Origin of the sequence: Actinoplanes sp. NPDC048988 (assembly GCF_043197815.1) — a bacterium.
In the GTDB taxonomy this organism is placed as follows: domain Bacteria; phylum Actinomycetota; class Actinomycetes; order Mycobacteriales; family Micromonosporaceae; genus Actinoplanes.
In genome coordinates, this window is sequence record NZ_JBICTW010000004.1 from 99,242 (window position 1) to 121,904 (window position 22,663).

Genomic DNA, 22,663 nt, shown 5'->3' on the forward strand with positions numbered 1-22,663 from the left:
GGTCCGCCCACGGCGGCGGGCGGACCACCGGGGCCGCGCCATTTCCCCACCCGCCCCGCGACGCCAAACCCGGCGCCGAACCGAGAGCGCCGCCGCAGCCCACGGGGTCGCCGCAACCAAGTCAGCGCCACAGCCCACGCCGGCACCGCAGCACACCTGGGGACCGCAGCGCACGTAGGCACCTCAACCAAAGCGGCACCGCAGCACACGCGGGCACCTCAACCGAGGCGGCGCCACGGCGAACGTGGGCGCCCCCAACCAAGGCAACGCCGCAGCACACGCAGCGCCGCAGCCCGCGCCTGCGCCCGCGCCCCGGGACACGCCAGCGCCGCGGCACAACGTGGGCACCGCCGGCGAGCGGCACCGCCGCCGAGCGGCGCTGCGGGCGACGTGGGCGTCGCAGCCACCGTCGGCTCCCGCAGCGAAACCGAGGCCATGGCAGGCAGGGTCTCGGCATTGCCCGGAGCCGCAACGAACGCCGGACCCGATCGAGGCGGTGATCCGCGCCTCGGCCGCAGCGGCAACGAATCCCGGAGCGGGGCCGCCGCCCGCGAAGCCCTCGCCTCAGTGAACGCCGGCCCGGAAGCCGGGCTGGGTTGAAGACCCCGAGCGGGCACACCGGTCCGGTGAACGCCTCCTCCGAAGTCGGGCTGGACCGAAGCGAGACCGGGCGAAAGTAAGCGCGCCCAAGGAATTGCCGGCCCATTGAGAGCCAGGGCTGACGTCAGCACCAGGGCCGAAGGAGAAGCCGCGATCTAAGCAACGGGCCGCAGCTCGAAGCAAGAGCTAGAAGCGCGACGGTGATGGGGAGCAGGCTCTCCTACCGCGGCCGGCTGTGCAGCGCAGACCCGGTCGCCTCGTCCGTTTGCCGGGCGGGTTGCAGGCTGAGGCAGCGCAGGCGAAGACGTGGTGCGGTTCCCCGCGGAGAGTCGTCGGGACCTGGCGCACCGCCGACCCGGCTTCGGTGACCGGTGTCAGCCCGGAGCCGCTGAACGCCGGGGGCGAAGGGGCGTACGGCGCCTCGGCGGGCCGCTGTGATGGCGGCTGCCGTGGCGAGCGGCCCTGGCGGCCAGCGTGACGCGGAGGACGGCCAGGATCTTGGCCAGGGTGGCCACGGCGACGATCGACCAGAAGATGTCGGGGGTCCACAAGTGGATCTGGGTCAGGGTGTAGCCCATGGAAGCCGGTAGCACCAGCAGGACCAGCGTGGCCAGGAGCGCGCACGCGGCGACCCACAGGAACGCGGCGGCTCCGGGGCGGGCCCTGCGGCGTACGGCGGAAATCGCGATCGTCAGGGTGAGCAGGCCGGCCAGGGCGACCAGTGTGTAGAGGGTTCCCCGCAGCAGCGGATCCCAGCCGGGTGACGGGCCGGGGGCGCCACCCAGGGCCATGCGGGTGATGGTGAAGGCGATCGAGGCCAGGCGTTCGTCGAGGGCGGGACTGTAACCGTCGGCCAGAACGATCACGCCCAGGCCGGCGCTCGGCACCAGGACCAGGTGAGCCCAGAAGCCGGGGGCGGCGCCGGCGTGCCAGACGATACGGGTGCCGTCCAGTGTGGTGTCGCGCCAGCCCAGGCCGTACCCGACCTCGGTCTGTGCGGTCTGCATCTGGGTGACGGTGGCGGCTTTCAGAAGCTGAGCGGAGCCGTAACGGCCGCCGTTCAGGTGGGCCATGGCGAAGTGCGTCATGTCCTGCAGGGACGCTGTCACGTAGCCGTAGGGCAGACCGGAAAGGTCGTAGGGGGCCTCGAAACGGCGGGGATGGCCGAACCAGTAGCGGTGGCCGGCCGACTGGGCGACCGTGTGACGCATGTCGAGCGGGCCGAAGACCTGGCGCTGCAACACCTCGCGGAACGGGCGGCCGGTCACCTCCGCCACCATCGCGCCCAGGACCATGTAGTTGGCGTCGCTGTACTCGTGTGCGCCCAGGCGGGCTGACGCCAGGTCACGTACGGAACGGTTCAGGCCGTCGGGGGTGTTGTCGAAGCGGTCGGTGCGGGAGGCCCACTGTGGCAGGCCGCTGGTGTGGTTGAGCAGTTGGCGCACGGTGATCTGTGGGAAGGCGAACCACGGCAGATGGTGCCCCACCGGGTCGTCGAGGGCGACTCGGCCCTGCTCGACGAGCTGCATGACGGTCAGCGCGGTGAACGGCTTGGACACCGAGCCGATCAGGAACGGGGTCTGCGGGGTGACGCCGGACGTGTGCTGTTCGACGACGCGGTCGCGGGTGACGATCGCGTATGCCACGCCAGGGATCTCGAGTTCCCTCTGCTGCTGGTCGACGTAGGCGGGCACGGCCAGGGTGAGGGCCAGGAGCACATGGGCGAACATGGGACCTCCATAACCATATGGCTGTATGGTTATCGCAGTAAACCGTATCTCGATATGGTTATGCAATGGCGAGAACCGCTGATCATGAAGCCCGCCGCCGGCAGGTCGCCGAGGCCGTCGAGGAGATCGTGGCGACCGAGGGCTTCGACGCCGTCACGGTGGCCCGGACCGCGAAGGCCGCCGGCATCTCGGTCGGCCTGGTGCAGCATTATTTTCGGACAAAAGACGAAATGCTGCTGCACGCCTTCACCACGGCGCGGGAACGCCTCGAAAACCGGATCCAGGACGAGGCGAAGAAAGCCGACAAAGCGGGGGCGAGAATCGAGCAGATCCTGCTGGACGCGCTGACCGAGCTTCTGCCGCTGGACGACAGAAGGCGCCGGGAGTGCCGGGTGGAGCTGGCGTTCACCGGCCGCACGGTCGACAACCCCGAGCTGGCCGCGGCCCTGGGCCGGAGCAACTCCCACATCCGCGGCACGGTCACGCGGGCCGTTCAGAACGGCAAGGAGTGCGGCGAGGTTCCCGGGGACACCGACGAGGCGGAGGCCGCCGTACGCCTTCTCGCGCTCACCGACGGTCTGCGCCTGCATGCCTACACCGAGCCGGGTGCGGTCGCCGCGCGCGAGGCGATCGCCGGTGAGCTGCGGCGAGTGTTCCCCGGGGAGTGTCACCACCGCCCCGGGGAACCACGCGTCAGGCGCCCCGCAGGGTAGCCCCGAACCGCTGGGACACGGCGGCCACCGCCGCGTCGCGCGCGGCCAGGGTCTCCTCCGAGGTCAGCGTGCGGTCGGGGGCCCGGAAGGTCAGCTTGTAGGCCAGGGACTTCTTGCCCTCGCCGAGCTGGTCCGACTCGTACAGGTCGAAGAGCGCGACCGACTCCAGCAGCTCGCCCGCGCCCTCGGCCAGGGCCGACTCGAGGGCGGCGGCCGGGGTGCCGGCGTCGACGACCAGCGCCACGTCGATCAGCGCGGGCGGGAAGGACGAGATCTTCTTCGCCTGGGTGACCGGCGCCGCGGGCACCGCGTCGAGGTCGAGTTCCATGACGCTCGTACGCTTCGGCAGCTCCAGCGCCGACACGACCGCCGGGTGCAGCTCACCCGCGTGGCCGACGACCTGGCCGTCGACGCTGATCGCCGCGCAGCGTCCCGGGTGCCAGGGGGCCAGCTCGGCCGCCGCCACCGTCACCCGGTCGGCGGTGATGCCGGCCGCCGACAGGGCGATGCGGGCCGCCTCGACCGCGTCCGCCCACGTCGCCTCGCGGCCCGCGCCCCACCAGCCGGCCGGCGCGATGTCGCCGGTCACGGCCGCGGCCAGGTGCCACGGCTGGTGCGGGACGATCGCGTTCGCGGCCCGCCATTCCTCATTGGTGGGCTTGCGGTCGACGCCCATCGGCGGCGGCGCGGTGACCGCCAGCGTCGGCTGGAAGACCAGGCCCGTCTCGAACAGGGCCAGGTCGCGGTGACCCCGGCCCAGGTTGCGCTTGAGCGTCGCCAGCAGCGTGGGCAGCAGCGACGTCCGCAGCAGCGGCTCCTGCTCGGAGAGCGGGTTGGTCAGCCGGACCGCGCTGCGCCGCGGGTCGTCGGCCGGGTAGCCGAGCTGGTCGGCCGCGCCCGGCGCCACGAACGGGTAGGACAGCACCTCGACGTAGCCGTTCTCGGCCAGCGCCCGGCCGACCGTGCGGCGACGGCGCTGGGCCGGCGTGATACCGGACCCGCCGCGCGCCGGCGGCAGGATGCTGGGGATGTCGTTGTACCCGCCGAGGCGGGCCACCTCCTCCACCAGGTCGATCGGCGTGAGCAGGTCGGGACGCCACGACGGCGGCGTCACCTCGAGCGGCGTGGTGTCACGCACCTGGCAGCCGACGCGACCAAGAAGATCGACGACGTCCGAGGACGAGTACGCGAGGCCGATCCGCTGCGCCGGCAGCGCGGGATCCAGGGTGATGGTCGCGGGTGCGGCGACGTGGTCGATGTCGAGCACGAGCGGGTCGACAGTGCCGCCGGCGTGCTCGACCAGAAGCGAGACGGCGCGGGACAGGGCGACCAGCGTCAACTGCGGGTCGACCCCGCGCTCCCAGCGCTTGGCCGCCTCGCTGAACAGCTTGTGGCGGCGGGCCGTGCGCCCGACCATCACCGGGTCCCAGTGGGCGGCCTCGAGCAGCACGTCCACCGTGTCCGGCTGCCACTCGCTGGTCTCGCCGCCCATGACCGCGGCCAGCGAGATCGGGCCGGTGTCGTCGCAGATCACCATGTCCTCGGCGTCGAGCACGCGGGCCACGCCGTCCAGGGTGGTCAGTTTCTCCCCGGGCCGGGCCCGGCGCACCACGAGGCCGCCGTTGAGCCGGTTGAGGTCGAAGACGTGCATCGGCTGCCCGAGCTCGAGCATCAGGTAGTTCGTGATGTCGACCGGCAGCGAGATGGCCCGGATGCCAGCCGCGACGAGGCGCTTCTGCATCCACTCGGGCGACGGAGCGGAGGGGTCGATCCCCCGCACGACGCGGGCCGAGAACCGGTCGCAGCCGACGGTGTCCTCAACCGAAACAGGATAGGGAGAATCGGCCGTGGGAGAAGCCGCCGTGACGCCCGCCGGGTCGGTGTAGGCCGCCGAGAACGCGTAGGAGAGCTCGCGAGCGAGGCCGCGCAGGCTCATCTCATAGCCCCGGTCCGGGGTGATCTCGACTTCCACCACGACGTCGTCGAGACCGACGGCCCCGCGCGCGTCCGTACCCGGCGTGGCCGAGTCGGCCGGAAGCACGATGATGCCCGAGTGGTCGCCGCTGAGCCCGAGCTCCGCCGCCGAGCAGATCATGCCGTTGGAGTTGCGGCCGTACGTCTTGCGCGCACCGATCTTGAAACCGCCCGGCAGCTCGCCGCCCGGCAGGATCACCACGACGAGGTCGCCCTCGGCGAAGTTGCGGGCGCCGCAGACGATCTCCTGGGGAGCGTCGCGGCCGACGTCCACTGTGGTGAACCGGATCGGCTTCTTGAATCCGGTCAGCTCCTCGATCGTCAGCACCCGCCCGACGACCAGGTCACCCTTGATCGTGGCGGTCTGGTCGACGATCGACTCGACCTCCATGCCGAGGTTGGTCAGCGCGGAGTCCAGCTGGTCCGAGGTGAGGTCCGCGGGCAGCTCGACGTACTCGCGCAGCCACGAAAGCGTGGTCTTCATCGCGTCAGACCTCCATTCCGAAGTTCGTGGTGAAGCGGATGTCGCCCTCGACCATGTCGCGCATGTCGCTGACCCCGTTGCGGAACATCAGGGTGCGCTCCACGCCCATGCCGAACGCGAAACCGGAGTACCGGGACGGGTCGATGCCGCAGGCGGTCAGCACCCGCGGGTTGACCATGCCGCAGCCACCCCACTCGACCCAGCGCGGGCCGTCGCGGTGCTGGGAGAACCAGACGTCGAACTCGGCGCTGGGCTCGGTGAACGGGAAGTAGTGGGGCCGCCAGCGGGTGCGCGCCGAGGAACCGAACATCGCCTTGGCGAAGTGGTCGAGGGTGCCGCGCAGGTGGGCCATGGTGATGCCCTCGTCGACGACCAGGCCCTCGATCTGGTGGAAGACCGGGCTGTGGGTGGCGTCCAGCTCGTCCGAGCGGTACGCGCGGCCGGGGCTGACCACGTAGATCGGCGGCTGCTTGGTGATCATCGAGCGGACCTGGCCGGGCGACGTGTGCGTCCGCATGACCAGGCCGGGCAGGTCCACGTAGAACGTGTCCATGGCGCCGCGGACCGGGTTGTCGGGCCCGATGTTCAGCGCGTCGAAGTTGGCCCACTCGAGCTCCAGCTCGGGACCCTCCACGATGTCGTAGCCCATGCCGGCGAACAGGTCGCCCATGTGCTCCATCAGCGTGGTCAGCGGGTGGCGGGCACCGCGCGGGGCGCGGTTCCACGGCAGGGTGACGTCGACGCGCTCCTGGACCAGCACCTTGGCCGCGCGGTCGAGCTCGAGCTCGGCCTGGCGGGAGTCGTACGCGCCCTGCACGGACTGGCGGGCCAGGTTGACCCGCTTGCCGGCGTCGGACTTGGCGGCCGGCGGCAGCGAGCCGATCTCCCGCCGGGCCAGCGAGACCGGCGAGCGGTCGCCCAGGTGCAGGGGCTTGAGCGCGGCCAGCGCGTCGAGGTCGCCGGCGGCGTCGAAGGCCTTGCGCGCGTCGTCGACGGCGGCCTCGAGGGCGGCCGGATCGAGCAGGGCGGCCTGCTTCGGATCGTACGGATCGTTGCGATAGGACATGGTCGGGCTACTCCCCTAACACCTGATGAGCCATCGGGCAGTGTACGGAGGCACGGCTCAGCCGCAGCCCGCCGGTCAGGGAAGACGCCCAGGAGTGTCTAGCGCCCGCGACCAGCGGGCCGGCTAAACAGCATCATCAGTCCTGGCACGTGGACCAGCATACCGGTCGTCACGACGGGACAGCGACCGTGATACCCGCGTGGGCCGGGATCGGCGAGTCCATCGCGGTCAGCGCCTCACCCGCCTCGGCGAGGTCGATCACGGAGGCCACCAGGCGGCCCGGGTCGAGCCGGCCACGGGCCACGAGCTGGAGCATCGGCGCGTAGTCGGCGGCGGCCATCCCGTGCGAGCCGACGATCTGCAGCTCCTGCGCCACGACCAGGTCCCAGGGCAGCGGCGCCCGCGCGTCGTCGCCCAGCATCAGGCCGACCTGCACGTGCCGGCCGCCGCGGCGCAGACTCCGTACCGAAGCCTCGGCCGTTTCCGCCGAACCGTAGGCGTCGATGGCGATGTCGGCCTCGCCGACCACCGAGGGCACCACGACCGCGCCCAGCGAGGCGGCCATCGCGGTCGCCGCCGGCGAGAGGTCGAGGGCCAGCACCCGCAGCTTCAGGGCGACCGCGATCATCACGGCGGACAGGCCCACTCCCCCGCAGCCGTGAACCGCCACCACGGCGTCGTCGGGCACCGGACCATGTCCGGTCAGCGCCCGGAAGGCCGTCGCGAACCGGCAGCCGAGGGCCGCCGCCGGGACGAAGTCAACAGCGTCCGGCAGCCGTACGAGGTTGGTGTCGGCCGCCCGCACCTGCACCTGATCGGCGAACGACCCGGGGTGGGTGAAGCCGGGCTGGGTCTGGTTCGGGCAGATCTGCGCTTTCCCGGAGACGCAGTACGGGCACCAGCCGCAGCCGTTGACGAACGGCGCGGTCACCCGGTCCCCCACGGCGAAGCCCTTCACCTGGGGCCCGACAGCGGCCACGACCCCGGCGAACTCGTGGCCCGGGATGTGCGGCAGCGGCACCGGGTCGTGCCCGCGCCAGGCGTGCCAGTCGGAGCGGCAGACGCCGGTGGCTCGCACGTCGACCACCGCGCCGTCGGGCGGGCAGTCCGGCGCCGGCACGTCGGCCAGGCGCGGCGGCGCGCCCACCGCGTCGTAGACGATGGCCCGCATCAGCGCTGGGCCCGGGCCGACGCGTACAGGCAGACGGCGGCGGCCGCGGCCAGGTTCAGGCTCTCGGCGCCGCCGTAGATCGGCACGCGCACCCGCCGATCGGCCTCCTCGAGCACTGACGAAGGCAGGCCGTGCGCCTCCGACCCGAACATCCAGGCGGTCGGCGCGGCGAGCTCGCCGTCATCGGCCAGGGAGTCCAGGTCGTCGGCGCCGTATCCGCTGGTGGCGAGCACCCGCAGACCGGCGGCTTTCAACTCGGGAACGACATCGAGCGGGGCACGGACCACATCTACATGAAACAACGATCCGGCCGAGGCGCGGACGCATTTGCCGTTGTACGGGTCGACGGCGTCCCCGGCGAAGATCACCGCGTCCGCCCCGGCCGCGTCCGCGGTGCGCAGGATCGTGCCCGCGTTGCCCGGGTCGCGGATCTCGGCGACCACCGCGACCAGCCGGGGCTGCTTGGCCAGCGCCTCGTGGATCGGCACGTCGACGCGCTCGCAGACCGCGACCAGCCCCTGCGGGTTCACCGTCTCGGCGAGCGAGGCCAGCCCGTCGTCGTCGATCGGCGAGACGACCGGCGCCTCGGCCGCGAGGTCGGCGTACCGGGAAAGGCCGTCGCCGGTCCCGAAGAGCTCGGCCACCACCCCCGCGGCCAGCGCCTCCCGGACCGCCTGCGGTCCTTCGGCGAGGAATCGGCCGGCCTGGTCGCGGTCCTTGCGGCGCTGCAGCTTACGGGCCGAGACCACCCTGGGCGTACGGGACGTGAATGTCATCCGGGCTGCTCTTTCTCACGAAGCAGGGCGCCCCCCGTTCGTACGGGAGACGCCCTGAATGGTTCTTCGAAATCAGGCAGCCTGAGCGGCGGCGCCGCCGGTGCCCTCGGCCGCCACGGCGGCCCGCGCGACCTCGACGATCGCCGTGAAGGCGGCGGCGTCGTTCACCGCGAGGTCGGCCAGGATCTTGCGGTCCACCTCGACGCCGGCCAGCTTGAGGCCCTGGATGAGGCGGTTGTAGGTCAGGCCGTTGGCCCGGGCCCCCGCGTTGATGCGCGTGATCCACAGCTGGCGGAAGTCGCCCTTGCGGTCACGACGGTCGCGGTACGAGTACTGCATCGAGTGCAGCACCTGCTCCTTGGCCTTGCGGTAAAGGCGGGAGCGCTGACCGCGGTATCCGCTGGCGGTCTCCAGCAACGTGCGACGCTTCTTCTGGGCGTTTACTGCCCGCTTGACGCGTGCCATTTCAGTACTCCTAACAGGGGAACGTGTGTGGCGCGCGCGTCAGCGGCCCAGCAGCTTCTTCACTCGCGGAATGTCCGCCTTGGCGACGGCGGTGGTGCCCGTCATACGGCGCGTGACGTGCGAGCTCTTGCCCTCGAGCAGGTGGCGCTTGCCGGCCTGCTCGGTGCGGAGCTTGCCCTTGCCGGTCACCCGGACGCGCTTGCCCGTGCCGGTGTGCGGCTTGAACTTAGGCACTTGAGCCTCTTTCTGGTCTTTCCGTGCGATCGAGGGGCCGGCTGGCCCCACGTCGCACGGAAAAGCTGTCTACTCTGCGGTGGTTTCGGCGGGCACGTCCGTCGCGACGCCTTCGCCCTCGCCCTCGCGCGGCTCACGGCCGGGCTTGGCGGCGGCGACGTTGGCCGCGACGGCAGCGGCCTTCGTGGCCCGATGCGGGGCCAGCACCATGATCATGTTTCGGCCGTCCTGCTTCGGACTGGCCTCGACAAAACCAAGCTCCGAGATCTCCTCGCTGAGCCTGCGCAGAAGCCGGAAACCCAGCTCCGGGCGACTCTGCTCGCGACCGCGGAACATGATCGTCACCTTGACCTTGTCGCCCGCCTTGAGGAACCGCACCACGTGACCCTTTTTGGTCTCGTAGTCGTGCGGGTCGATCTTCGGACGGAGCTTCATTTCCTTGATGACGGTCTGCTGCTGGTTGCGCCGCGCTTCGCGTGCCTTCAGTGCGCTCTCGTACTTGAACTTGCCGAAGTCCATGAGCTTGCACACCGGCGGCCGCGCCATCGGAGCAACCTCGACCAGGTCCAGATCGACGTCCGCGGCCAGCTGAAGGGCGCGCTCGAGCGGGACGATGCCCACCTGCTCACCCTCGGGGCCGACCAGTCGGACCTCACGAGCCCGGATCTGTTCGTTGACGCGTGGTTCGACGCTGATGGGGCCTCCTCAGTTAATGTTTTCACCGCGCGGTTCCCCAACCACGCGGTGCTGCCAATGTCGGTCGGCCCCGCGCCCTCGGTTGCCGGGCGCCGGGAAAGCAGAAGGCCCCGCTCGCACGTCGTGAAACGCGCATGCCGGGGCCCGCTCGACCGGTCATCGGCGCCCATGAGGACGCACCCCGCGCCGCGAATATTCCCGTGACGCAGGTGACCGGACCCGGCCCTCGAAAGGACTGCGGGTGGGAGCCGGCGGGCTCCTCTTTCGCGCCCCCGATGGAGCAGGGCGTGGTCGACTGCCGTGAAGTCTACCAGGTGCTTCGCGTTACGCCTCGACCGCTGCCGCGTGCAGGGCGCGCAGCGTCCGCACGCCCTCCACCGCGTAGTCCTTGTCGGCCGCCTGCAGCGCGTGGATCGAGATCTGCTCCTCGTCGTGCAGCTCCAGCTGGGCCCAGGGCGAGTTGCGGTCGAAGCGCACCTTGCGCACCACCGACCACGGCAGGTCGTAGCCGCCGACCACGTTGCGGATCTTGATGTGGTCGGCGTCGGCCGTCACCTTGGGCCGGCAGAAGGCCAGGATGCCGAGGCCGATCAGGATCCCGAGGCCGATCATGGCGGCCTGGTCGCCGCGCTGGAACGTGCCGGAGTTGTCGAAGCCGGCCGACCCGTGCAGGCCGAAGCTCAGCACGGTGAACAGCAGCGCGACTCCGACCGCGAGCGGCACAGCCACCCAACGGATCTTCAAGGGCCGGTACGTGACCGGCTTGGTGTCCACGGCGCTCAATTTACAGCCTGCAATTCGCGATGTCGGTGACGAGGATGGCCCGGGCGCCCAGCTCGTACAGCTCGTCCATGATCCGGTGTACGTCCTTGCGCGGGACCATCGCCTGCACGGCGACCCAGCCCTCGCGGTGCAGCGGCGAGACCGTCGGCGACTCGAAACCCGGGGTCAGCCCGGTCGCCTCGTCGAGCAGGTCGGCCCGGACGTCGTAGGCCAGCATCACGTAGCTGCGGGCGACCAGGACACCCTGCAGGCGGCGGATCAACTGGGCGGCACCCGCGGCCTCCTCGTCCGGGCGGCCGATCAGGATGGCCGACGAGCGCAGCAGCGGCTCGCCGAAGGTGACCAGGCCGGCCTGGCGCAGCGTGGCGCCGGTCTCGACCACGTCGGCGATCAGGTCGGCCACGCCGAGGCGGACCGCGTTCTCGACCGCGCCGTCGAGGCGCACGACGTCGGCCTTGAGCTCACGCTCGGCCAGGTACCGCTCGACGACACCCGGGTACGCGGTGGCGATGCGCCGGCCGCCGATCTCCTCGGCCGTGATCGGGCTGTCGGCCGGTGCGGCCCAGCGGAACGTGGCCCCGCCGAAGTTCAGGTCGAGCACCTCGCTGGCCGGGACACCCGAGTCGACCAGCAGGTCCCGGCCGGTGATGCCCAGGTCCAGGTCGCCCGAGCCGACGTACGTGGCGATGTCGCGGGGCCGCAGGTAGAAGAACTCGACGTGGTTGGCCTCGTCGCGGCAGGCGAGGTCCTTGGGGTCGGTGCGCTGGCGGTAGCCGGCGTCGCGCAGCATCTGCGACGCGGGCTGGGACAAGGTCCCTTTGTTGGGGACGGCGATACGCAGCATGACGGACGTGCTCCTCGTGATCGATCTGTCGGTGATCGGGGCGGCACGTCAGAGATGTCGGTAGACGTCCTCGAGTTTGAGACCGGTCGCGATCATCAGGACCTGGGCTTGGTAGAGCAGTTGGGAGATCTCCTCGGCGGCCCGCTCGGGGCCCTCGTGCTCGGCGGCCATCCAGGACTCGGCCGCCTCCTCGACGACCTTCTTCCCGATGAAGTGGACTCCGCGCTCCAGGGCGGCGACGGTGGACGAACCCTCGGGCCTGGCCACCGCTTTCGCCTGAAGCTCGGCGAACAGCTCTTCGAACGTCTTCACGCCGAGCATTTTGCCAACTCGTCACGGGATGGCGACGAACGGCCCCAGCAGGTGAGACGTGGCCTAGGCTGCCGGTCATGGTCAGCCGAAACACCCTCACCTCTCTCGGCGGCGCCGCGCTGCTGGTGGCCGCCCTGGCGGCCTGCGCGCCCGCCGACGACAACTCGTCACCGACCGCGTCCGCCTCGTCCTCGGGGAATGTCTGCCCTGCTGGCGCCCTGAACACCAAGACGGCTGGCAAGTTGACGATCGGTACGGACAACCCCGCGTACGAGCCGTGGTTCTCCGACAACGATCCCAAGAACGGCAAAGGTTTCGAATCGGCCGTCGCCTACCAGGTCGCCCAGCGTCTCGGGTACGCGCAGGACAACGTGATCTGGACCTCTGTGACGTTCAACAACGCCATCGCCCCGGGTCCGAAGGCCTTCGACTTCGACATCAACGAGTTCTCGATCACACCCGAACGCCGTAACGCGGTCGACTTCTCGTCGCCGTACTACCTCGTTCGCCAGACGGTGATCACCACCAAGGGCTCGAAGATCGCGTCGGCCGCCTCGATCGCCGACCTCAAGAACGCCAAGCTCGGCGCCCAGGTCGGCACGACCAGCTATCAGGCGATCACCGAACTGATCAAGCCGAGCACCAAGCCGTCGGTCTTCAACAACAACGACGACGCCAAGGCGGCCCTGGTCAACGGCACCGTCGACGGCATCGTGGTCGACCTGCCGACCGCGTTCTACATGACCTCGGCCGAGCTCGACAACGGCGTCATCGTCGGCCAGCTCCCGCAGGTCGGCACGCCGGAGCAGTTCGGGCTGGTGCTCGACAAGGACTCGGCACTGACCAGCTGCGTCAGCCAGGCCGTCGACCAGCTGCGCCAGGACGGCACCCTCGCGGTGCTCGAGAAGACCTGGCTGGCCGACTCCGGTGGGGCCAAAGAACTGTCGTGACCACCCAGCTCCACGAAGTCAGCGAGACTCAGCGCGGCCGGATCGCGTACCGGCGCAGGCAGGCGATCCGGTCCGTGCTGCTCGCCGCGCTCTCCACGGCGGTCATCGGCACGGTCCTGGTCGTGCTGGTCACCGGGGCACCCGGCTGGGACCGGGTCAAGCAGTCGTTCTTCAACCCGGAGGTCGCCCGCGAATACCTGCCGGCGATCCTCGAGGGCCTGTGGCTCAATGTACGACTTTTCGTAGTTTGTGCGATTTGTGCATTGATCTTAGGGTTGTTGATCGCCATTCTGCGCACCCTGCGCGGACCGGTCTTCTTCCCGCTGCGAGCGCTCGGCACCATCTATACGTACTCGTTCCGCGGCCTGCCGCTGATCATCGTGATCTACCTGTTCGCGTTCGGCATCCCGGGCCTGCGCCTGCAGGGCACGCCGAGCGTGACCGTGCTCGGCGGGGCGGCCCTGGTGATCACCTACGGCGCCTACCTGGCCGAGGTGATCCGCTCCGGCATCGAGTCGGTGCATCCGAGCCAGGTCGCGGCCGCCCGCTCACTCGGGCTCAGCTACCGCCAGGCCATGCGCCACGTGGTGCTGCCGCAGGCCGTCCGCCGGTCGGCGCCGCCACTGCTCAACGACACCGTGGCGATGCAGAAGGACGTCGGGCTGATCTCCCTGGCCGGCCCGATCGACGCGATCCGCGCGGCGCAGATCGGCGTGGCCTCGGACGCGAACTTCACCCCGTACGTGGTCGCGGGTGTGCTCTTCGTCCTTCTGGCGTTGCCGCTGATCGGGGTCACCGACTTCGTCACGCTGCGCGCCGCCCGCCGGCAGAACGCGGGGGCCTGAGATGGTGCTCTCCTGCGAGGACGTCCGCAAGACGTTCGGGCCCAACGTCGTGCTCGACGGTCTCACCCTCGACGTCGGCGAGCACGAGGTGGTGGCCCTGATCGGCGCCTCCGGCTCGGGCAAGTCGACGCTGCTGCGCTGCGTCAACCTGCTGGCCGAGATCGACGACGGCACGATCCGCCTGGACGGCGAGGACATCACCGACCCCCGGATCAACCCCGACGCCGTACGGCAGAAGATCGGCCTGGTCTTCCAGTCGTACAACCTGTTCCCGCACATGACAGTGCTCGACAACATCACGCTGGCCCCGGTCCGCGTACACAAGCGGCCGGTCGCCGAGGCACGCGAGCAGGCTCACGAGTGGCTGAAGCGGGTCGGCCTGGCCGACAAGGCCGGCGCCTACCCGGACCGGCTCTCCGGCGGCCAGCAGCAGCGCGTGGCGATGGTGCGGGCACTGGTCAACAATCCCCGGCTGCTGCTGCTCGACGAGGTGACCTCGGCCCTAGACCCGGAACTGGTCGGCGAGGTCCTCACCATGATCCGCGACCTCAAGGGCGACGGCATGACCATGGTGCTGGCCACCCACGAGATGGGCTTCGCCCGCCAGGTGGCCGACCGGGTCGCCTTCCTCGACAAGGGCAAGGTCCTCGAACAGGGCCCACCCGACCAGGTCCTGGGCGAGCCGGTGGAGGCCCGCACCAGACAGTTCCTGGCCCGGATCATCGAGGCGGGAAGACTTTAGAGGTACGCCTTCTCGGCCACCCGAACGCAGGACCACGGCTCCGCCGGCCCCTCGCGGCCTCTCCGCAACGAGAGGCCGCGGGGCGCCTCTCGCGCGTGGTCACAGCTCGGGCTCTGACGGACTGCCCACGCCTCGCCCGGGACAGGCTCAGGAAATCGAGGCGTCGCTTCGGCGACAGCTTCGACCTGCCTCTCCGAAGCTCGCGCCGCGTCGTGGGACGCCATCCAGCGAGACGACGACGCTCTCCAAGAGCCGGGCAAGCGTTGCTGGTAGCCATTCCGCGATGTCGTGCGCTCGTCGCCGCGTTCGCGTACCCAGCACCGAAGACCTCGTCGACCCCGGCCGACATCAGCGTCTCGGCCAAAGTTCACACCGTCGCCCGCGGGATCGCCGCGTTCGATGCCGGGACCGGCCACGACTGCATCGCGGAAGAGTTTCAGGGCTACTGAGAGTTTCGCGATGTCGGCGAGTTCGCGCTTGAGACCGCCCGGCCGGCCCAGCCGGGAGTGCCGGACGTCAGCCGGAACGAGCTGGTCTCAGTGGTGCGCCGGGCCGCGCCGTCGACGAGGCGGGCGCCTTTCGCGTGCGGTGGCTGGGCCGGTAAGTGCATTCGCCGACCGTCGCCGCGTCAACTGGCAGGCGAAGGCGGGCTACGTCGGTTCCGCTGGGCGGCGAGGGGGATCGCCCTCGACGGCCCCGCCTGCGTGGCGGCGCGGATGTCCGTTGGGCGGCAGAGCGGATGCCTCTGCGGCGGCGCGCATGGCCGTGGGACGCGGCGCGCATGGCCGGGGACGCGGCGCGAGTTCCGGCGGGGAGCGGTGCTGCGTCGTGGCCGCGCAAGTCGGCTGGGTGGTCGCTGATTGTGCGGGGAGCGGCGCTGGGTGTGGGGTGCCGGTGGTGCAGAGGCGCGGAACGCGCCCTGTGGCCCGGTGTGGCCTCCCGGGCCGCGTTCGACGGAGCGGGGGCTGTGCCGTTGCGGTTGGGTGGGCGCGGATGCGTACTTTCTAGCGGTATGTGTAGTGGATTTTGAGTTTTTTGGTGCCGGCGTTGCGGTAGGAGCCCGTCATCTTCTCGCCGTTGAGCCAGAGGAAGCAGCGGACCGCGCGGTCGCCCTGGCGCCAGGAGTCCTTGTCGGGTGGGAAGCCCAGCCAGCCGACGCGGTTCTTGATGGTGTTGTCGTTCGGGACGCCGGTGAACCTCGCGATCGCCGCGTTGCAGCCCTTTTCCATTTCGGCCGACGTGACCGCGGCCGATGTGGGGCGCTTGCTCACGAAGAGGCCGGCGAACTCCGACGTGTGCTCGGCCGCGCAGCTCACCGTGCGCAGGCCGGTCACCTGGTCGCCCTGGACGGCGGCGTCGGCGCAGGTCATCTTGAGCTTTGCGGCGCCTTTCAAGCCGTCGCGGACGCTGCTCGAGCGGCGGACCAGCGTGCCGTCGGACGGTGACGTCTCGGCCAGGTCGCAGCGGACCCAGCGGGCGCCGCCCGACCAGGCCTCGTCGCTGGGAAACACCGGCTGCAGCAGCAGCCAGCCGGTGCGCCAGTCGCCGCCGACGTAGCCGTTGGCCCGTGTCGAGCACTCCTGGAAGGCTTTGGCCTCGCGGGTCGCCGTGGTCACCTCGCCCAGGTCGGCCACCGCGAACGTCTCGGCCACGTGTGGGTCCTGGCACGAGACGGGGCGGTCGTCGCCGAGCGCCGAGGTCTCGGCCAGGTCGGCGTGGCAGCCGTCGGTCGGGCGGAACTGAAGCGCGGCCGGCGGGGTGTGCCAGCCGTCGGTCAGGTCGCCGTCGACCCCCTGGGGAAGCTCGCCGCACCCGGCCAGGGCGAACATCAAGGCGCCGGCCAGGACGGCCGCCCACCTTCGCATCGTGTGTCCCCCGCTCTCGAATCAAGAGGGGTCACTCTATCGGTTGTCCACAGGCCGTGAAGACCGGCGGCCGAAGGCCATACACTTCAGCCGTGACACCATCGCCGATCATCGCCCCGAGCATTCTGGCCGCCGACTTCGCGCGTCTCGCCGACGAGGTGCGCGCGATCGAGGGCGCTGCCGACTGGGTGCACGTGGACGTCATGGACAACCATTTCGTGCCCAATCTGACGATCGGGTTGCCGGTGGTTCAGAGCCTGCGCAAGGCGACGGAGATCCCGTTCGACGTGCACCTGATGATCACCGATCCGGAGCGCTGGGCGCCGGGGTACGCCGAGGCCGGCGCCTACAACGTCACCTTCCACGCCGAGGCCTGCGAGGACCCGGTTCACCTGGCCAAGACGCTGCGCGCGGCCGGGGCCAAGGCGGGCCTGGCCATCGACCGGGACACCCCGGTGGAGCCCTACCTCGAGCTGCTTCCCTATGTGGACACCGTCCTGATCATGACGATCAAGGCTGGTTTCGGCGGGCAGAAGTTCATGCCCGAGATGCTGGGCAAGGTGCGCGACGTGCGGCGGCGCATCTCGGCGAAAGATCTTGATGTGCGGCTCGAGGTCGACGGCGGGATCGCGGCCGACACCATCGAGCAGGCGGCCGAGGCCGGCGCCGACGCGTTCGTGGCCGGCACGGCGGTCTACGGCGCGGCCGACCCGGCCGAGGCGATCCGTAAGCTCCGTGCCCTCGCGGAAGGGGTCTCATGAGCACTGGGGTCATCCCCGACAAGCCCGACGAGCTCGGTCGCGAGCCCGATGACCGGCCCGACCTCATCCTGGTCGTCGACGACGACCAGGACATCGCCAGCTTCGTGGAGTTCAACCTCAAGGTCCACGGGTACGACGTGGTCCGCGCCCGCGACGGGCAGGACGCGCTCGAGGTGATGGAGACCAAGCGGCCCGACCTGGCCGTGGTCGACTGGATGATGCCGCGCATGGACGGCGTCGAGCTGACCCGCCGGCTGCGCGCCGAGCCGCTCACCTCGGCCCTCCCGGTCATCATGCTGACCGCCAAGAGCATGACCGTCGACAAGGTGGTGGGTCTCACCGCCGGCGTCGACGACTACCTGGTCAAGCCGTTCGACACCGCCGAGCTGATCGCCCGCGTCTCCTCCACGCTGCGGCGCAACAAGGAGTTCCGCGAGGTGTCGCCGCTGACCGGTCTGCCCGGCAACGCCCGGGTCCGGCGCGAGATCGCCGACCGGATGAAGGCGGGCGGGGAGTACTCGGTCGGCTACATCGACGTCGACCGGTTCAAGAGCGTGAACGACGTGTACGGCTTCGACCGCGGCGACGAGTTCATCACCGAGCTCGCCCGCAGCCTGCACCGCGCGGTGGTCGCGGTGGGGCCACCCTCGATCTTCCTGGGCCACATCGGCGGCGACGACTTCGTCTTCATCTGTACGCCGGACCAGGTGCTGCCGCTGACCAAGCGCACGGTGACCGACTTCGAGCAGTCGGCCGACCAGCTGTACGACCCGGAGGACGCGCGCCGGGGCTACATCGAGGTGCCCGACCGGCGCGGCAACAAGAACCGGGCCGCCCTGGTGACCCTGTCCATCGGCGTCGCCCAGGCGACGGTCGACGGCCGGCGCTTCACCGATCCCCGCGTGGTGATCGCGGTGGCCTCCGAGATGAAGAAGGTCGCCAAGTCCCAGCCGGGGTCGTATGTCGCCATCGACCGCCGCCGCGCCGAGTCCGAGGACGAGGCCGACGCGTAAAGGTCGTGCAACATGTTCGTCAAGCTGAGGACATGTGACATGTCTCGCCCCGAGGTGGCAAAAACGATCGCGCGTGTAAAACTCGTGGGTGACCCACCACGCGCTGGCGGGACTCGGTGAAATTCCGAACCGGCGGTGATCCGGCCTTCTCAGGCCGGTAAGCCCGCGACCCGGACGTCGTCACCACGACGGACGGTGGATCTGGTGAGAACCCAGAGCCGACGGTTGATCGGGCGAAAGCTCGGTCAGACAGTCCGGATGGGAGACAGCGCGCGGAATCGGATGCTGCCCTCGGCAGCGCCGGGGTGCGCGAAGCGTACCCTCATGTCCGATTCCCGGCGTTTCCTCCCTCTTCCTCCAGCGCTTGGTCAGTAGCGCGCGAGAGGAAGACGCGGATGGTGACCGAGGACGAGGCGATGCGCCGCGCGATCGCGCTGGCCGCCAGGGGCCTCGGCACGACCAGCCCCAACCCGGTGGTCGGCTGCATCCTGCTCGACGCCGACGGCGAGGTCGTCGGTGAGGGCTTCCACGCGTACGCCGGCGGGCCGCACGCCGAGATCGTCGCGCTGGCCCAGGCCGGGCAGCGGGCCCGTGGCGGCACCGCCGTCGTCACCCTCGAACCGTGCAACCACACCGGGCGGACCGGGCCGTGCAGCCAGGCGCTGATCGGCGCCGGTGTCCGCCGGGTGGTCATCGCCGTCGACGACCCGACCCCGGTCGCGGCCGGCGGCGCGGTCACCTTGCGGGCCGCGGGCATCCACGTCGAGACCGGCGTCCGCCGCCAGGAGGCCAGCCAGGGCAACATCGCCTGGCTGACCGCGGTGCGGCGCGGCCGGCCGTACGTGACCTGGAAGTTCGCGGCCACCCTGGACGGGCGGTCGGCGGCCGCCGACGGCACCAGCCAGTGGATCACCTCGCAGCCGGCCCGGACCGACGTGCACGCGCTGCGGGCCACCGTCGACGCCATCGTGGCCGGCGTCGGCACGGTCCTGGCCGACGATCCGCAGCTGACCGTCCGTGATCTGCGGGACGGTTCGCTCGCCATCAAGCAGCCGCTGCGTGTGGTGGTGGACTCGCACGGGCGTACCCCGAAAACAGCGCGAGTGAACGACGCCGCCGCGCCCACCTGGGTCGTCACGACCAGCGAGATCGGCGCCGGCCCGGACGGGCGCGTCGACCTGAACGCCCTGCTCACCGCCCTGCACGGCCGGGGCATCCGGTCCGTGCTGCTGGAGGGCGGGCCGACGCTGGCCGGCGCCTTCCTCGCGGCCGGGCTGGTCGACCAGGTGGTCGGTTATGTCGCGCCCAAGCTGCTCGGCGCCGGCAAGACGGCCCTGCTCGACGCGGGTGTCGCCACGATCGGCGACGCCATCGACCTTGATCTCACCGATATCGCGCAGATCGGCCCTGACCTGCGCTTCACGGCAACGCTCCGACAGAAGCCATCCGACCACCCCGCCCGCCACCCTTATTCGGACTGAAGAGGTACTTAATGTTCACCGGAATCGTCGAAGAACTGGGTGAGGTCGTCGGCCTCACCGACACCGGCGGCGACTCGGCCGTGCTCGCCGTGCGCGGGCCGCTGGTCACGTCGGACGCGCGGCACGGCGACTCGATCTCGGTAAACGGGGTCTGCCTGACCGTCATCGACAACGTCGACGGCGTCTTCACCGCCGACGTGATGGGTGAGACGCTGCGGCGTTCGTCGCTGGGCGCGCTCGAGGAGGGCAGCCCGGTCAACCTGGAGCGGGCGGCCGCGCTCGGCAGCCGCCTCGGTGGTCACCTGGTCCAGGGGCACGTGGACGGGGTGGCGCGGATCGTCGCTCGCGAGCCGGGCGCGGACTGGGAGGTCGTGCGGTTCTCTCTGCCGGCCGCCCTCTCCCGCTACGTCGTGGAGAAGGGCTCGATCACCGTGGACGGGGTGTCCCTGACCGTCATGGCGGTGGATGACGAAACGTTCAGTGTGGGACTCATCCCCACCACCTCCAAGCTGACGGTGCTGGGCGGCAAGGACGTCGGCGACCCCGTGAACCTCGAGGTCGACGTGATCGCGAAGTACGTCGAGAAGATGCTGGGGAGCCGCAATGTTTGAGGACATCGAGCGCGCCGTCAAGGACATCGCCGCCGGTAAGGCCGTCATCGTCGTCGACGACGAGGACCGCGAGAACGAGGGCGACCTGATCTTCGCGGCCGAGAAGGCCACGCCCGAGCTGGTCGCCTTCATGGTCCGCTACACCTCGGGCTACATCTGCGTGCCGATCCCCGAGTCGGAGGCCGACCGCCTCGACCTGCCCCCTCAGTTCCACACCAACCAGGACGCCCGCGGTACGGCGTACGCCGTGACCGTCGACGCCCGTGAAGGCGTGGCCACGGGCATCTCGGCCGCCGACCGCGCGCGCACCATCCGCCTGCTCGCCTCGGCCGAGACCCAGCCCACCGACCTGACCCGCCCCGGGCACGTGGTGCCGCTGCGGGCCCGCGCCGGCGGCGTGCTGCGCCGTCCCGGGCACACCGAGGCCTCGATCGACCTGGCCGAGATGGCCGGGCTGCGGCCGGCCGGCGTGCTCTGCGAGATGGTGAACGACGACGGCACCATGCAGCGCCGCCCCGACCTGGAGAAGTTCGCGGCCGAGCACGACCTGGCGCTGATCACGATCGCCGACCTGGTCGCCTACCGCAAGCACCGCGAGTCGCAGGTGCAGCGGGTCGTCGAGACCCGGCTGCCGACCGAGCACGGCGACTTCACCGCGGTCGGCTACCGGGCGCTGGTCGACGACGGCGAGCACGTGGCGCTGGTCTTCGGCGAGATCGGTGACGGCGAGGACGTGCTGGTGCGGGTGCACTCCGAGTGCCTGACCGGCGACGTCTTCGGCTCGAAGCGCTGCGACTGCGGCCCTCAGCTCGACGCGGCCCTGGAGCGGGTGGCGGCGGCCGGGCGGGGCGTGGTGCTGTACATGCGCGGGCACGAGGGCCGGGGCATCGGACTGCTGCACAAGCTCCAGGCCTACCAGCTGCAGGACAAGGGCTTCGACACGGTCGACGCCAACCTGGAGCTCGGCCTGCCGGCGGACGCGCGTGATTACGGGACCGGGGCGCAGATTTTGTACGACCTGGGCGTGCGCTCGATGCGGCTGCTCACCAACAATCCGGCCAAGCGGGCCGGGCTCGAGGGCTACGGCCTGACCATCACCGGCCGGGAGGAGCTGCCCGTGCGGCTGCACCCGGAGAACGTGCACTACCTGCGCACCAAGCGGGACCGCATGGGGCACCTGTTCGAGGCGTTGGGCTGACTCCCGCGTTTTGTGGCACGATACTGTCCGATAAAGGGGGACTTACATGGCCGGCTTCGGTGATCCGCATCTGCAGACCGTCGACGCGAAGGGGCTGCGCCTCGGCATCGTCGGCTCCCGCTGGCACGCCGACCTGATCGATCACATGATCGAGCGGGCCAAGGCGGCCGCGGAGGCGTGCGGCGTCGAGGACGTCGTCGTGCACCGGGTGGCGGGCGCGGTCGAGCTGCCGATCGTCGCCCAGGCCCTGGCCCGCCAGTGCGACGCGGTGGTCGCCCTCGGCGTGGTCATCAAGGGCGAGACCGACCACTTCAAGTACGTGAACGACTCCGTCACCGCGGGCCTGACCCGGGTCGCGCTGGACGAGGCCACCCCGGTCGGCCACGGCGTCCTGACCGTGCAGAGCCTGGGCCAGGCCCGCGACCGCGCCGGCCTGGAGGACTCGGTCGAGGACAAGGGCTGGGCCACCGCGGTCGCCGTCCTGGACGCCGCCCTCGTCCTGCGCGAGCTGGCAAAACCCTAGGGCAGCCTGGTGATGCGGATCTGCTGGTTGAGTGGGGTGCTGGCGCAACCCTGCTCATCGCAGACGACGACCTGCATGGCGAGGGTCGCCTTCCCGCGCTCGAAGGGCGCGCCGGTGATGCTCGCGGTCACGCGCTGGGTGTAGAGCAGGCCCGGGCCCGAGCAGGTCAGCTCCTTCACTCCCGTGCCCTGGGCCAGGAGGCCGTCGGAGGGGCGGGCCTGCGCCACGGTCACCGTCGCGGTGCCGGTGAAGCCCTCCGGGCATGCGACCCCGAACGCCACGTCGACCGCCGCCCCGCGGGCGGCGATCGTCGTCCACAGGAGGTCGATCGTGGCCACCGGCGGGGTGGTCAGCAGGAGGGCCGCCGCGAGCGCCGGGGCGATCACTTCGTGATCCGGATGGTCTCGTCGAACGGGATGACCTCGCACGCGGTGGGAGTGCAGACCGTCCGGACGGTGCGGGCGGTGGCCGGGCCCCGGGTGAACAGGGCGCCGGCCGGGTCCCGGTCGACGAGCAGGACGAGCTGCTGGGCGCTACCGGTGCAGTCGGCCTTCTTGCGGCGGGTGCCCTGGGCTATCGCGGTGCCGTTGACCGCGGTCACCGTCACCTCGGCCCGCAGGGTGGCGCCGGCCGGGCAGGTGGCGGAGAGCGTGACGCGTACGCGGGAACCGTCGAGGCGGAGCTCGGCCGCGACGACTCTGGTGGTGGAAGTGGCCGATGGGGCTACCAGGAGTGCGGCCAGAACGGCGGAGACAGGGTGCATGGCGGTCCTTCCCCCGGGCAGGAGGCCGCCTTCCCCGTGATCAGCGGTTCACCCCGGTGCCCG

General features: G+C 70.7%; 24 protein-coding genes and 1 riboswitch. Of the genes, 10 read left to right on the plus strand and 14 right to left on the minus strand.

The window, feature by feature from the left end:
- Nucleotides 1-974 precede the first annotated feature (974 nt).
- The gene (locus ACGFJ7_RS14770; RefSeq protein WP_392642466.1) at nucleotides 975-2,330 is read right to left on the minus strand and encodes a serine hydrolase domain-containing protein; all 1,356 of its coding nucleotides are present in this window, start codon (nucleotides 2,328-2,330) and stop codon (nucleotides 975-977) included.
- A 65-nt stretch (nucleotides 2,331-2,395) separates the two neighbouring features.
- On the opposite strand from ACGFJ7_RS14770, the gene ACGFJ7_RS14775 reads away from it, so the two are divergent.
- Nucleotides 2,396-3,043, plus strand: a complete 648-nt coding sequence (locus ACGFJ7_RS14775) for a TetR family transcriptional regulator C-terminal domain-containing protein (RefSeq protein WP_360239191.1) — start codon at nucleotides 2,396-2,398, stop codon at nucleotides 3,041-3,043.
- On the opposite strand, the gene pheT is transcribed toward ACGFJ7_RS14775, so the two are convergent.
- The 10 genes from pheT to ACGFJ7_RS14825 form a co-directional block, all read right to left on the minus strand.
- A complete protein-coding gene (gene pheT, locus ACGFJ7_RS14780) occupies nucleotides 3,024-5,501 on the minus strand; it encodes a phenylalanine--tRNA ligase subunit beta (protein ID WP_392642467.1) in 2,478 nt (825 codons plus the stop codon). The two genes, ACGFJ7_RS14775 and pheT, sit on opposite strands and share 20 nt — an antisense overlap.
- Nucleotides 5,502-5,505: 4 nt before the next feature.
- Nucleotides 5,506-6,567 carry a phenylalanine--tRNA ligase subunit alpha gene (pheS, locus tag ACGFJ7_RS14785; protein WP_360239197.1) on the minus strand — a complete coding sequence of 354 codons (1,062 nt, stop codon included), beginning with the start codon at nucleotides 6,565-6,567 and terminating at the stop codon, nucleotides 5,506-5,508.
- A gap of 169 nt (nucleotides 6,568-6,736) precedes the next feature.
- Nucleotides 6,737-7,738 carry an alcohol dehydrogenase catalytic domain-containing protein gene (locus ACGFJ7_RS14790; protein WP_360239200.1) on the minus strand — a complete coding sequence of 334 codons (1,002 nt, stop codon included), beginning with the start codon at nucleotides 7,736-7,738 and terminating at the stop codon, nucleotides 6,737-6,739.
- Nucleotides 7,738-8,514, minus strand: coding sequence for an RNA methyltransferase (locus ACGFJ7_RS14795; RefSeq protein WP_360239203.1), 777 nt, complete (start codon nucleotides 8,512-8,514; stop codon nucleotides 7,738-7,740). Before ACGFJ7_RS14795 ends, ACGFJ7_RS14790 begins: the two co-directional genes overlap by 1 nt.
- 72 nt (nucleotides 8,515-8,586) lie before the next feature.
- Entirely contained in the window at nucleotides 8,587-8,979 is a 393-nt protein-coding gene (gene rplT, locus ACGFJ7_RS14800) for a 50S ribosomal protein L20 (protein WP_360239206.1), read from the minus strand.
- A gap of 39 nt (nucleotides 8,980-9,018) precedes the next feature.
- A complete protein-coding gene (rpmI, locus tag ACGFJ7_RS14805) occupies nucleotides 9,019-9,213 on the minus strand; it encodes a 50S ribosomal protein L35 (protein WP_360239209.1) in 195 nt (64 codons plus the stop codon).
- A 69-nt stretch (nucleotides 9,214-9,282) separates the two neighbouring features.
- Entirely contained in the window at nucleotides 9,283-9,909 is a 627-nt protein-coding gene (gene infC / locus ACGFJ7_RS14810; RefSeq protein WP_360243421.1) for a translation initiation factor IF-3, read from the minus strand.
- A gap of 324 nt (nucleotides 9,910-10,233) precedes the next feature.
- Nucleotides 10,234-10,683: a PH domain-containing protein gene (locus ACGFJ7_RS14815; protein WP_392642468.1), complete on the minus strand. Its 450-nt coding sequence runs from the start codon at nucleotides 10,681-10,683 to the stop codon at nucleotides 10,234-10,236.
- A gap of 10 nt (nucleotides 10,684-10,693) precedes the next feature.
- Complete coding sequence (gene hisG, locus ACGFJ7_RS14820; protein ID WP_392642469.1) at nucleotides 10,694-11,536, minus strand: ATP phosphoribosyltransferase; 843 nt, start codon at nucleotides 11,534-11,536, stop codon at nucleotides 10,694-10,696.
- A 48-nt stretch (nucleotides 11,537-11,584) separates the two neighbouring features.
- On the minus strand, nucleotides 11,585-11,857 hold the full coding sequence (locus ACGFJ7_RS14825) for a phosphoribosyl-ATP diphosphatase (protein WP_360239218.1): 273 nt from the start codon (nucleotides 11,855-11,857) through the stop codon (nucleotides 11,585-11,587).
- Nucleotides 11,858-11,925: 68 nt separating this feature from the next.
- Between ACGFJ7_RS14825 and ACGFJ7_RS14830 the strand changes: the two genes are divergently transcribed.
- The 3 genes from ACGFJ7_RS14830 to ACGFJ7_RS14840 are packed head-to-tail and all read left to right on the plus strand — an operon-like array spanning nucleotide 11,926 to nucleotide 14,385.
- Nucleotides 11,926-12,798: an ABC transporter substrate-binding protein gene (locus ACGFJ7_RS14830; protein ID WP_360239221.1), complete on the plus strand. Its 873-nt coding sequence runs from the start codon at nucleotides 11,926-11,928 to the stop codon at nucleotides 12,796-12,798.
- Nucleotides 12,795-13,643 (plus strand): amino acid ABC transporter permease, encoded by an 849-nt coding sequence (locus ACGFJ7_RS14835; protein WP_360239224.1) that lies wholly within the window; start codon nucleotides 12,795-12,797, stop codon nucleotides 13,641-13,643. Before ACGFJ7_RS14830 ends, ACGFJ7_RS14835 begins: the two co-directional genes overlap by 4 nt.
- 1 nt (nucleotide 13,644) lies before the next feature.
- Complete coding sequence (locus ACGFJ7_RS14840) at nucleotides 13,645-14,385, plus strand: amino acid ABC transporter ATP-binding protein (RefSeq protein ID WP_392642470.1); 741 nt, start codon at nucleotides 13,645-13,647, stop codon at nucleotides 14,383-14,385.
- Between the two features lie 1,004 nt (nucleotides 14,386-15,389).
- Here the strand turns inward: ACGFJ7_RS14840 and ACGFJ7_RS14845 are convergent.
- Nucleotides 15,390-16,250, minus strand: coding sequence for a septum formation family protein (locus ACGFJ7_RS14845; protein ID WP_392642471.1), 861 nt, complete (start codon nucleotides 16,248-16,250; stop codon nucleotides 15,390-15,392).
- Nucleotides 16,251-16,342: 92 nt separating this feature from the next.
- Between ACGFJ7_RS14845 and rpe the strand changes: the two genes are divergently transcribed.
- The 6 genes from rpe to ribH all read left to right on the plus strand — a co-directional run bounded on the left by rpe (nucleotide 16,343) and on the right by ribH (nucleotide 21,837).
- Complete coding sequence (gene rpe / locus ACGFJ7_RS14850) at nucleotides 16,343-17,011, plus strand: ribulose-phosphate 3-epimerase (protein ID WP_360239233.1); 669 nt, start codon at nucleotides 16,343-16,345, stop codon at nucleotides 17,009-17,011.
- A complete protein-coding gene (locus tag ACGFJ7_RS14855; protein ID WP_360239236.1) occupies nucleotides 17,008-18,024 on the plus strand; it encodes a response regulator in 1,017 nt (338 codons plus the stop codon). The genes rpe and ACGFJ7_RS14855 overlap by 4 nt, the downstream gene beginning before the upstream one ends.
- 98 nt (nucleotides 18,025-18,122) lie before the next feature.
- Nucleotides 18,123-18,298, plus strand: a riboswitch (FMN riboswitch).
- A gap of 121 nt (nucleotides 18,299-18,419) precedes the next feature.
- Nucleotides 18,420-19,505 carry a bifunctional diaminohydroxyphosphoribosylaminopyrimidine deaminase/5-amino-6-(5-phosphoribosylamino)uracil reductase RibD gene (gene ribD / locus ACGFJ7_RS14860; RefSeq protein WP_392642472.1) on the plus strand — a complete coding sequence of 362 codons (1,086 nt, stop codon included), beginning with the start codon at nucleotides 18,420-18,422 and terminating at the stop codon, nucleotides 19,503-19,505.
- Nucleotides 19,506-19,516: 11 nt separating this feature from the next.
- Nucleotides 19,517-20,116, plus strand: a complete 600-nt coding sequence (locus ACGFJ7_RS14865; protein WP_360239242.1) for a riboflavin synthase — start codon at nucleotides 19,517-19,519, stop codon at nucleotides 20,114-20,116.
- On the plus strand, nucleotides 20,109-21,314 hold the full coding sequence (locus ACGFJ7_RS14870) for a bifunctional 3,4-dihydroxy-2-butanone-4-phosphate synthase/GTP cyclohydrolase II (RefSeq protein WP_360239245.1): 1,206 nt from the start codon (nucleotides 20,109-20,111) through the stop codon (nucleotides 21,312-21,314). The genes ACGFJ7_RS14865 and ACGFJ7_RS14870 overlap by 8 nt, the downstream gene beginning before the upstream one ends.
- Nucleotides 21,315-21,360: 46 nt before the next feature.
- Nucleotides 21,361-21,837, plus strand: a complete 477-nt coding sequence (ribH, locus tag ACGFJ7_RS14875; RefSeq protein WP_392642473.1) for a 6,7-dimethyl-8-ribityllumazine synthase — start codon at nucleotides 21,361-21,363, stop codon at nucleotides 21,835-21,837.
- Here the strand turns inward: ribH and ACGFJ7_RS14880 are convergent.
- A complete protein-coding gene (locus tag ACGFJ7_RS14880; RefSeq protein ID WP_360239251.1) occupies nucleotides 21,834-22,223 on the minus strand; it encodes a hypothetical protein in 390 nt (129 codons plus the stop codon). The two genes, ribH and ACGFJ7_RS14880, sit on opposite strands and share 4 nt — an antisense overlap.
- Nucleotides 22,220-22,600 carry a hypothetical protein gene (locus ACGFJ7_RS14885; protein WP_360239254.1) on the minus strand — a complete coding sequence of 127 codons (381 nt, stop codon included), beginning with the start codon at nucleotides 22,598-22,600 and terminating at the stop codon, nucleotides 22,220-22,222. The genes ACGFJ7_RS14880 and ACGFJ7_RS14885 overlap by 4 nt, the downstream gene beginning before the upstream one ends.
- Between the last annotated feature and the right edge of the window lie 63 nt (nucleotides 22,601-22,663).

Bases quoted from the DNA above. Each gene is read 5' to 3' on its own strand.
- ACGFJ7_RS14770 (WP_392642466.1), bottom strand. From the start codon at position 2,330: ATGTTCGCCCATGTGCTCCTGGCCCTCACCCTGGCCGTGCCCGCCTAC.
- ACGFJ7_RS14775 (WP_360239191.1), top strand. From the start codon at position 2,396: ATGGCGAGAACCGCTGATCATGAAGCCCGCCGCCGGCAGGTCGCCGAG.
- pheT (WP_392642467.1), bottom strand. From the start codon at position 5,501: ATGAAGACCACGCTTTCGTGGCTGCGCGAGTACGTCGAGCTGCCCGCG.
- pheS (WP_360239197.1), bottom strand. From the start codon at position 6,567: ATGTCCTATCGCAACGATCCGTACGATCCGAAGCAGGCCGCCCTGCTC.
- ACGFJ7_RS14790 (WP_360239200.1), bottom strand. From the start codon at position 7,738: ATGCGGGCCATCGTCTACGACGCGGTGGGCGCGCCGCCGCGCCTGGCC.
- ACGFJ7_RS14795 (WP_360239203.1), bottom strand. From the start codon at position 8,514: ATGACATTCACGTCCCGTACGCCCAGGGTGGTCTCGGCCCGTAAGCTG.
- rplT (WP_360239206.1), bottom strand. From the start codon at position 8,979: ATGGCACGCGTCAAGCGGGCAGTAAACGCCCAGAAGAAGCGTCGCACG.
- hisG (WP_392642469.1), bottom strand. From the start codon at position 11,536: ATGCTGCGTATCGCCGTCCCCAACAAAGGGACCTTGTCCCAGCCCGCG.
- ACGFJ7_RS14825 (WP_360239218.1), bottom strand. From the start codon at position 11,857: ATGCTCGGCGTGAAGACGTTCGAAGAGCTGTTCGCCGAGCTTCAGGCG.
- ACGFJ7_RS14830 (WP_360239221.1), top strand. From the start codon at position 11,926: ATGGTCAGCCGAAACACCCTCACCTCTCTCGGCGGCGCCGCGCTGCTG.
- ACGFJ7_RS14840 (WP_392642470.1), top strand. From the start codon at position 13,645: ATGGTGCTCTCCTGCGAGGACGTCCGCAAGACGTTCGGGCCCAACGTC.
- ACGFJ7_RS14845 (WP_392642471.1), bottom strand. From the start codon at position 16,250: ATGCGAAGGTGGGCGGCCGTCCTGGCCGGCGCCTTGATGTTCGCCCTG.
- ACGFJ7_RS14855 (WP_360239236.1), top strand. From the start codon at position 17,008: ATGAGCACTGGGGTCATCCCCGACAAGCCCGACGAGCTCGGTCGCGAG.
- ribD (WP_392642472.1), top strand. From the start codon at position 18,420: ATGGTGACCGAGGACGAGGCGATGCGCCGCGCGATCGCGCTGGCCGCC.
- ACGFJ7_RS14865 (WP_360239242.1), top strand. From the start codon at position 19,517: ATGTTCACCGGAATCGTCGAAGAACTGGGTGAGGTCGTCGGCCTCACC.
- ACGFJ7_RS14870 (WP_360239245.1), top strand. From the start codon at position 20,109: ATGTTTGAGGACATCGAGCGCGCCGTCAAGGACATCGCCGCCGGTAAG.
- ribH (WP_392642473.1), top strand. From the start codon at position 21,361: ATGGCCGGCTTCGGTGATCCGCATCTGCAGACCGTCGACGCGAAGGGG.
- ACGFJ7_RS14885 (WP_360239254.1), bottom strand. From the start codon at position 22,600: ATGCACCCTGTCTCCGCCGTTCTGGCCGCACTCCTGGTAGCCCCATCG.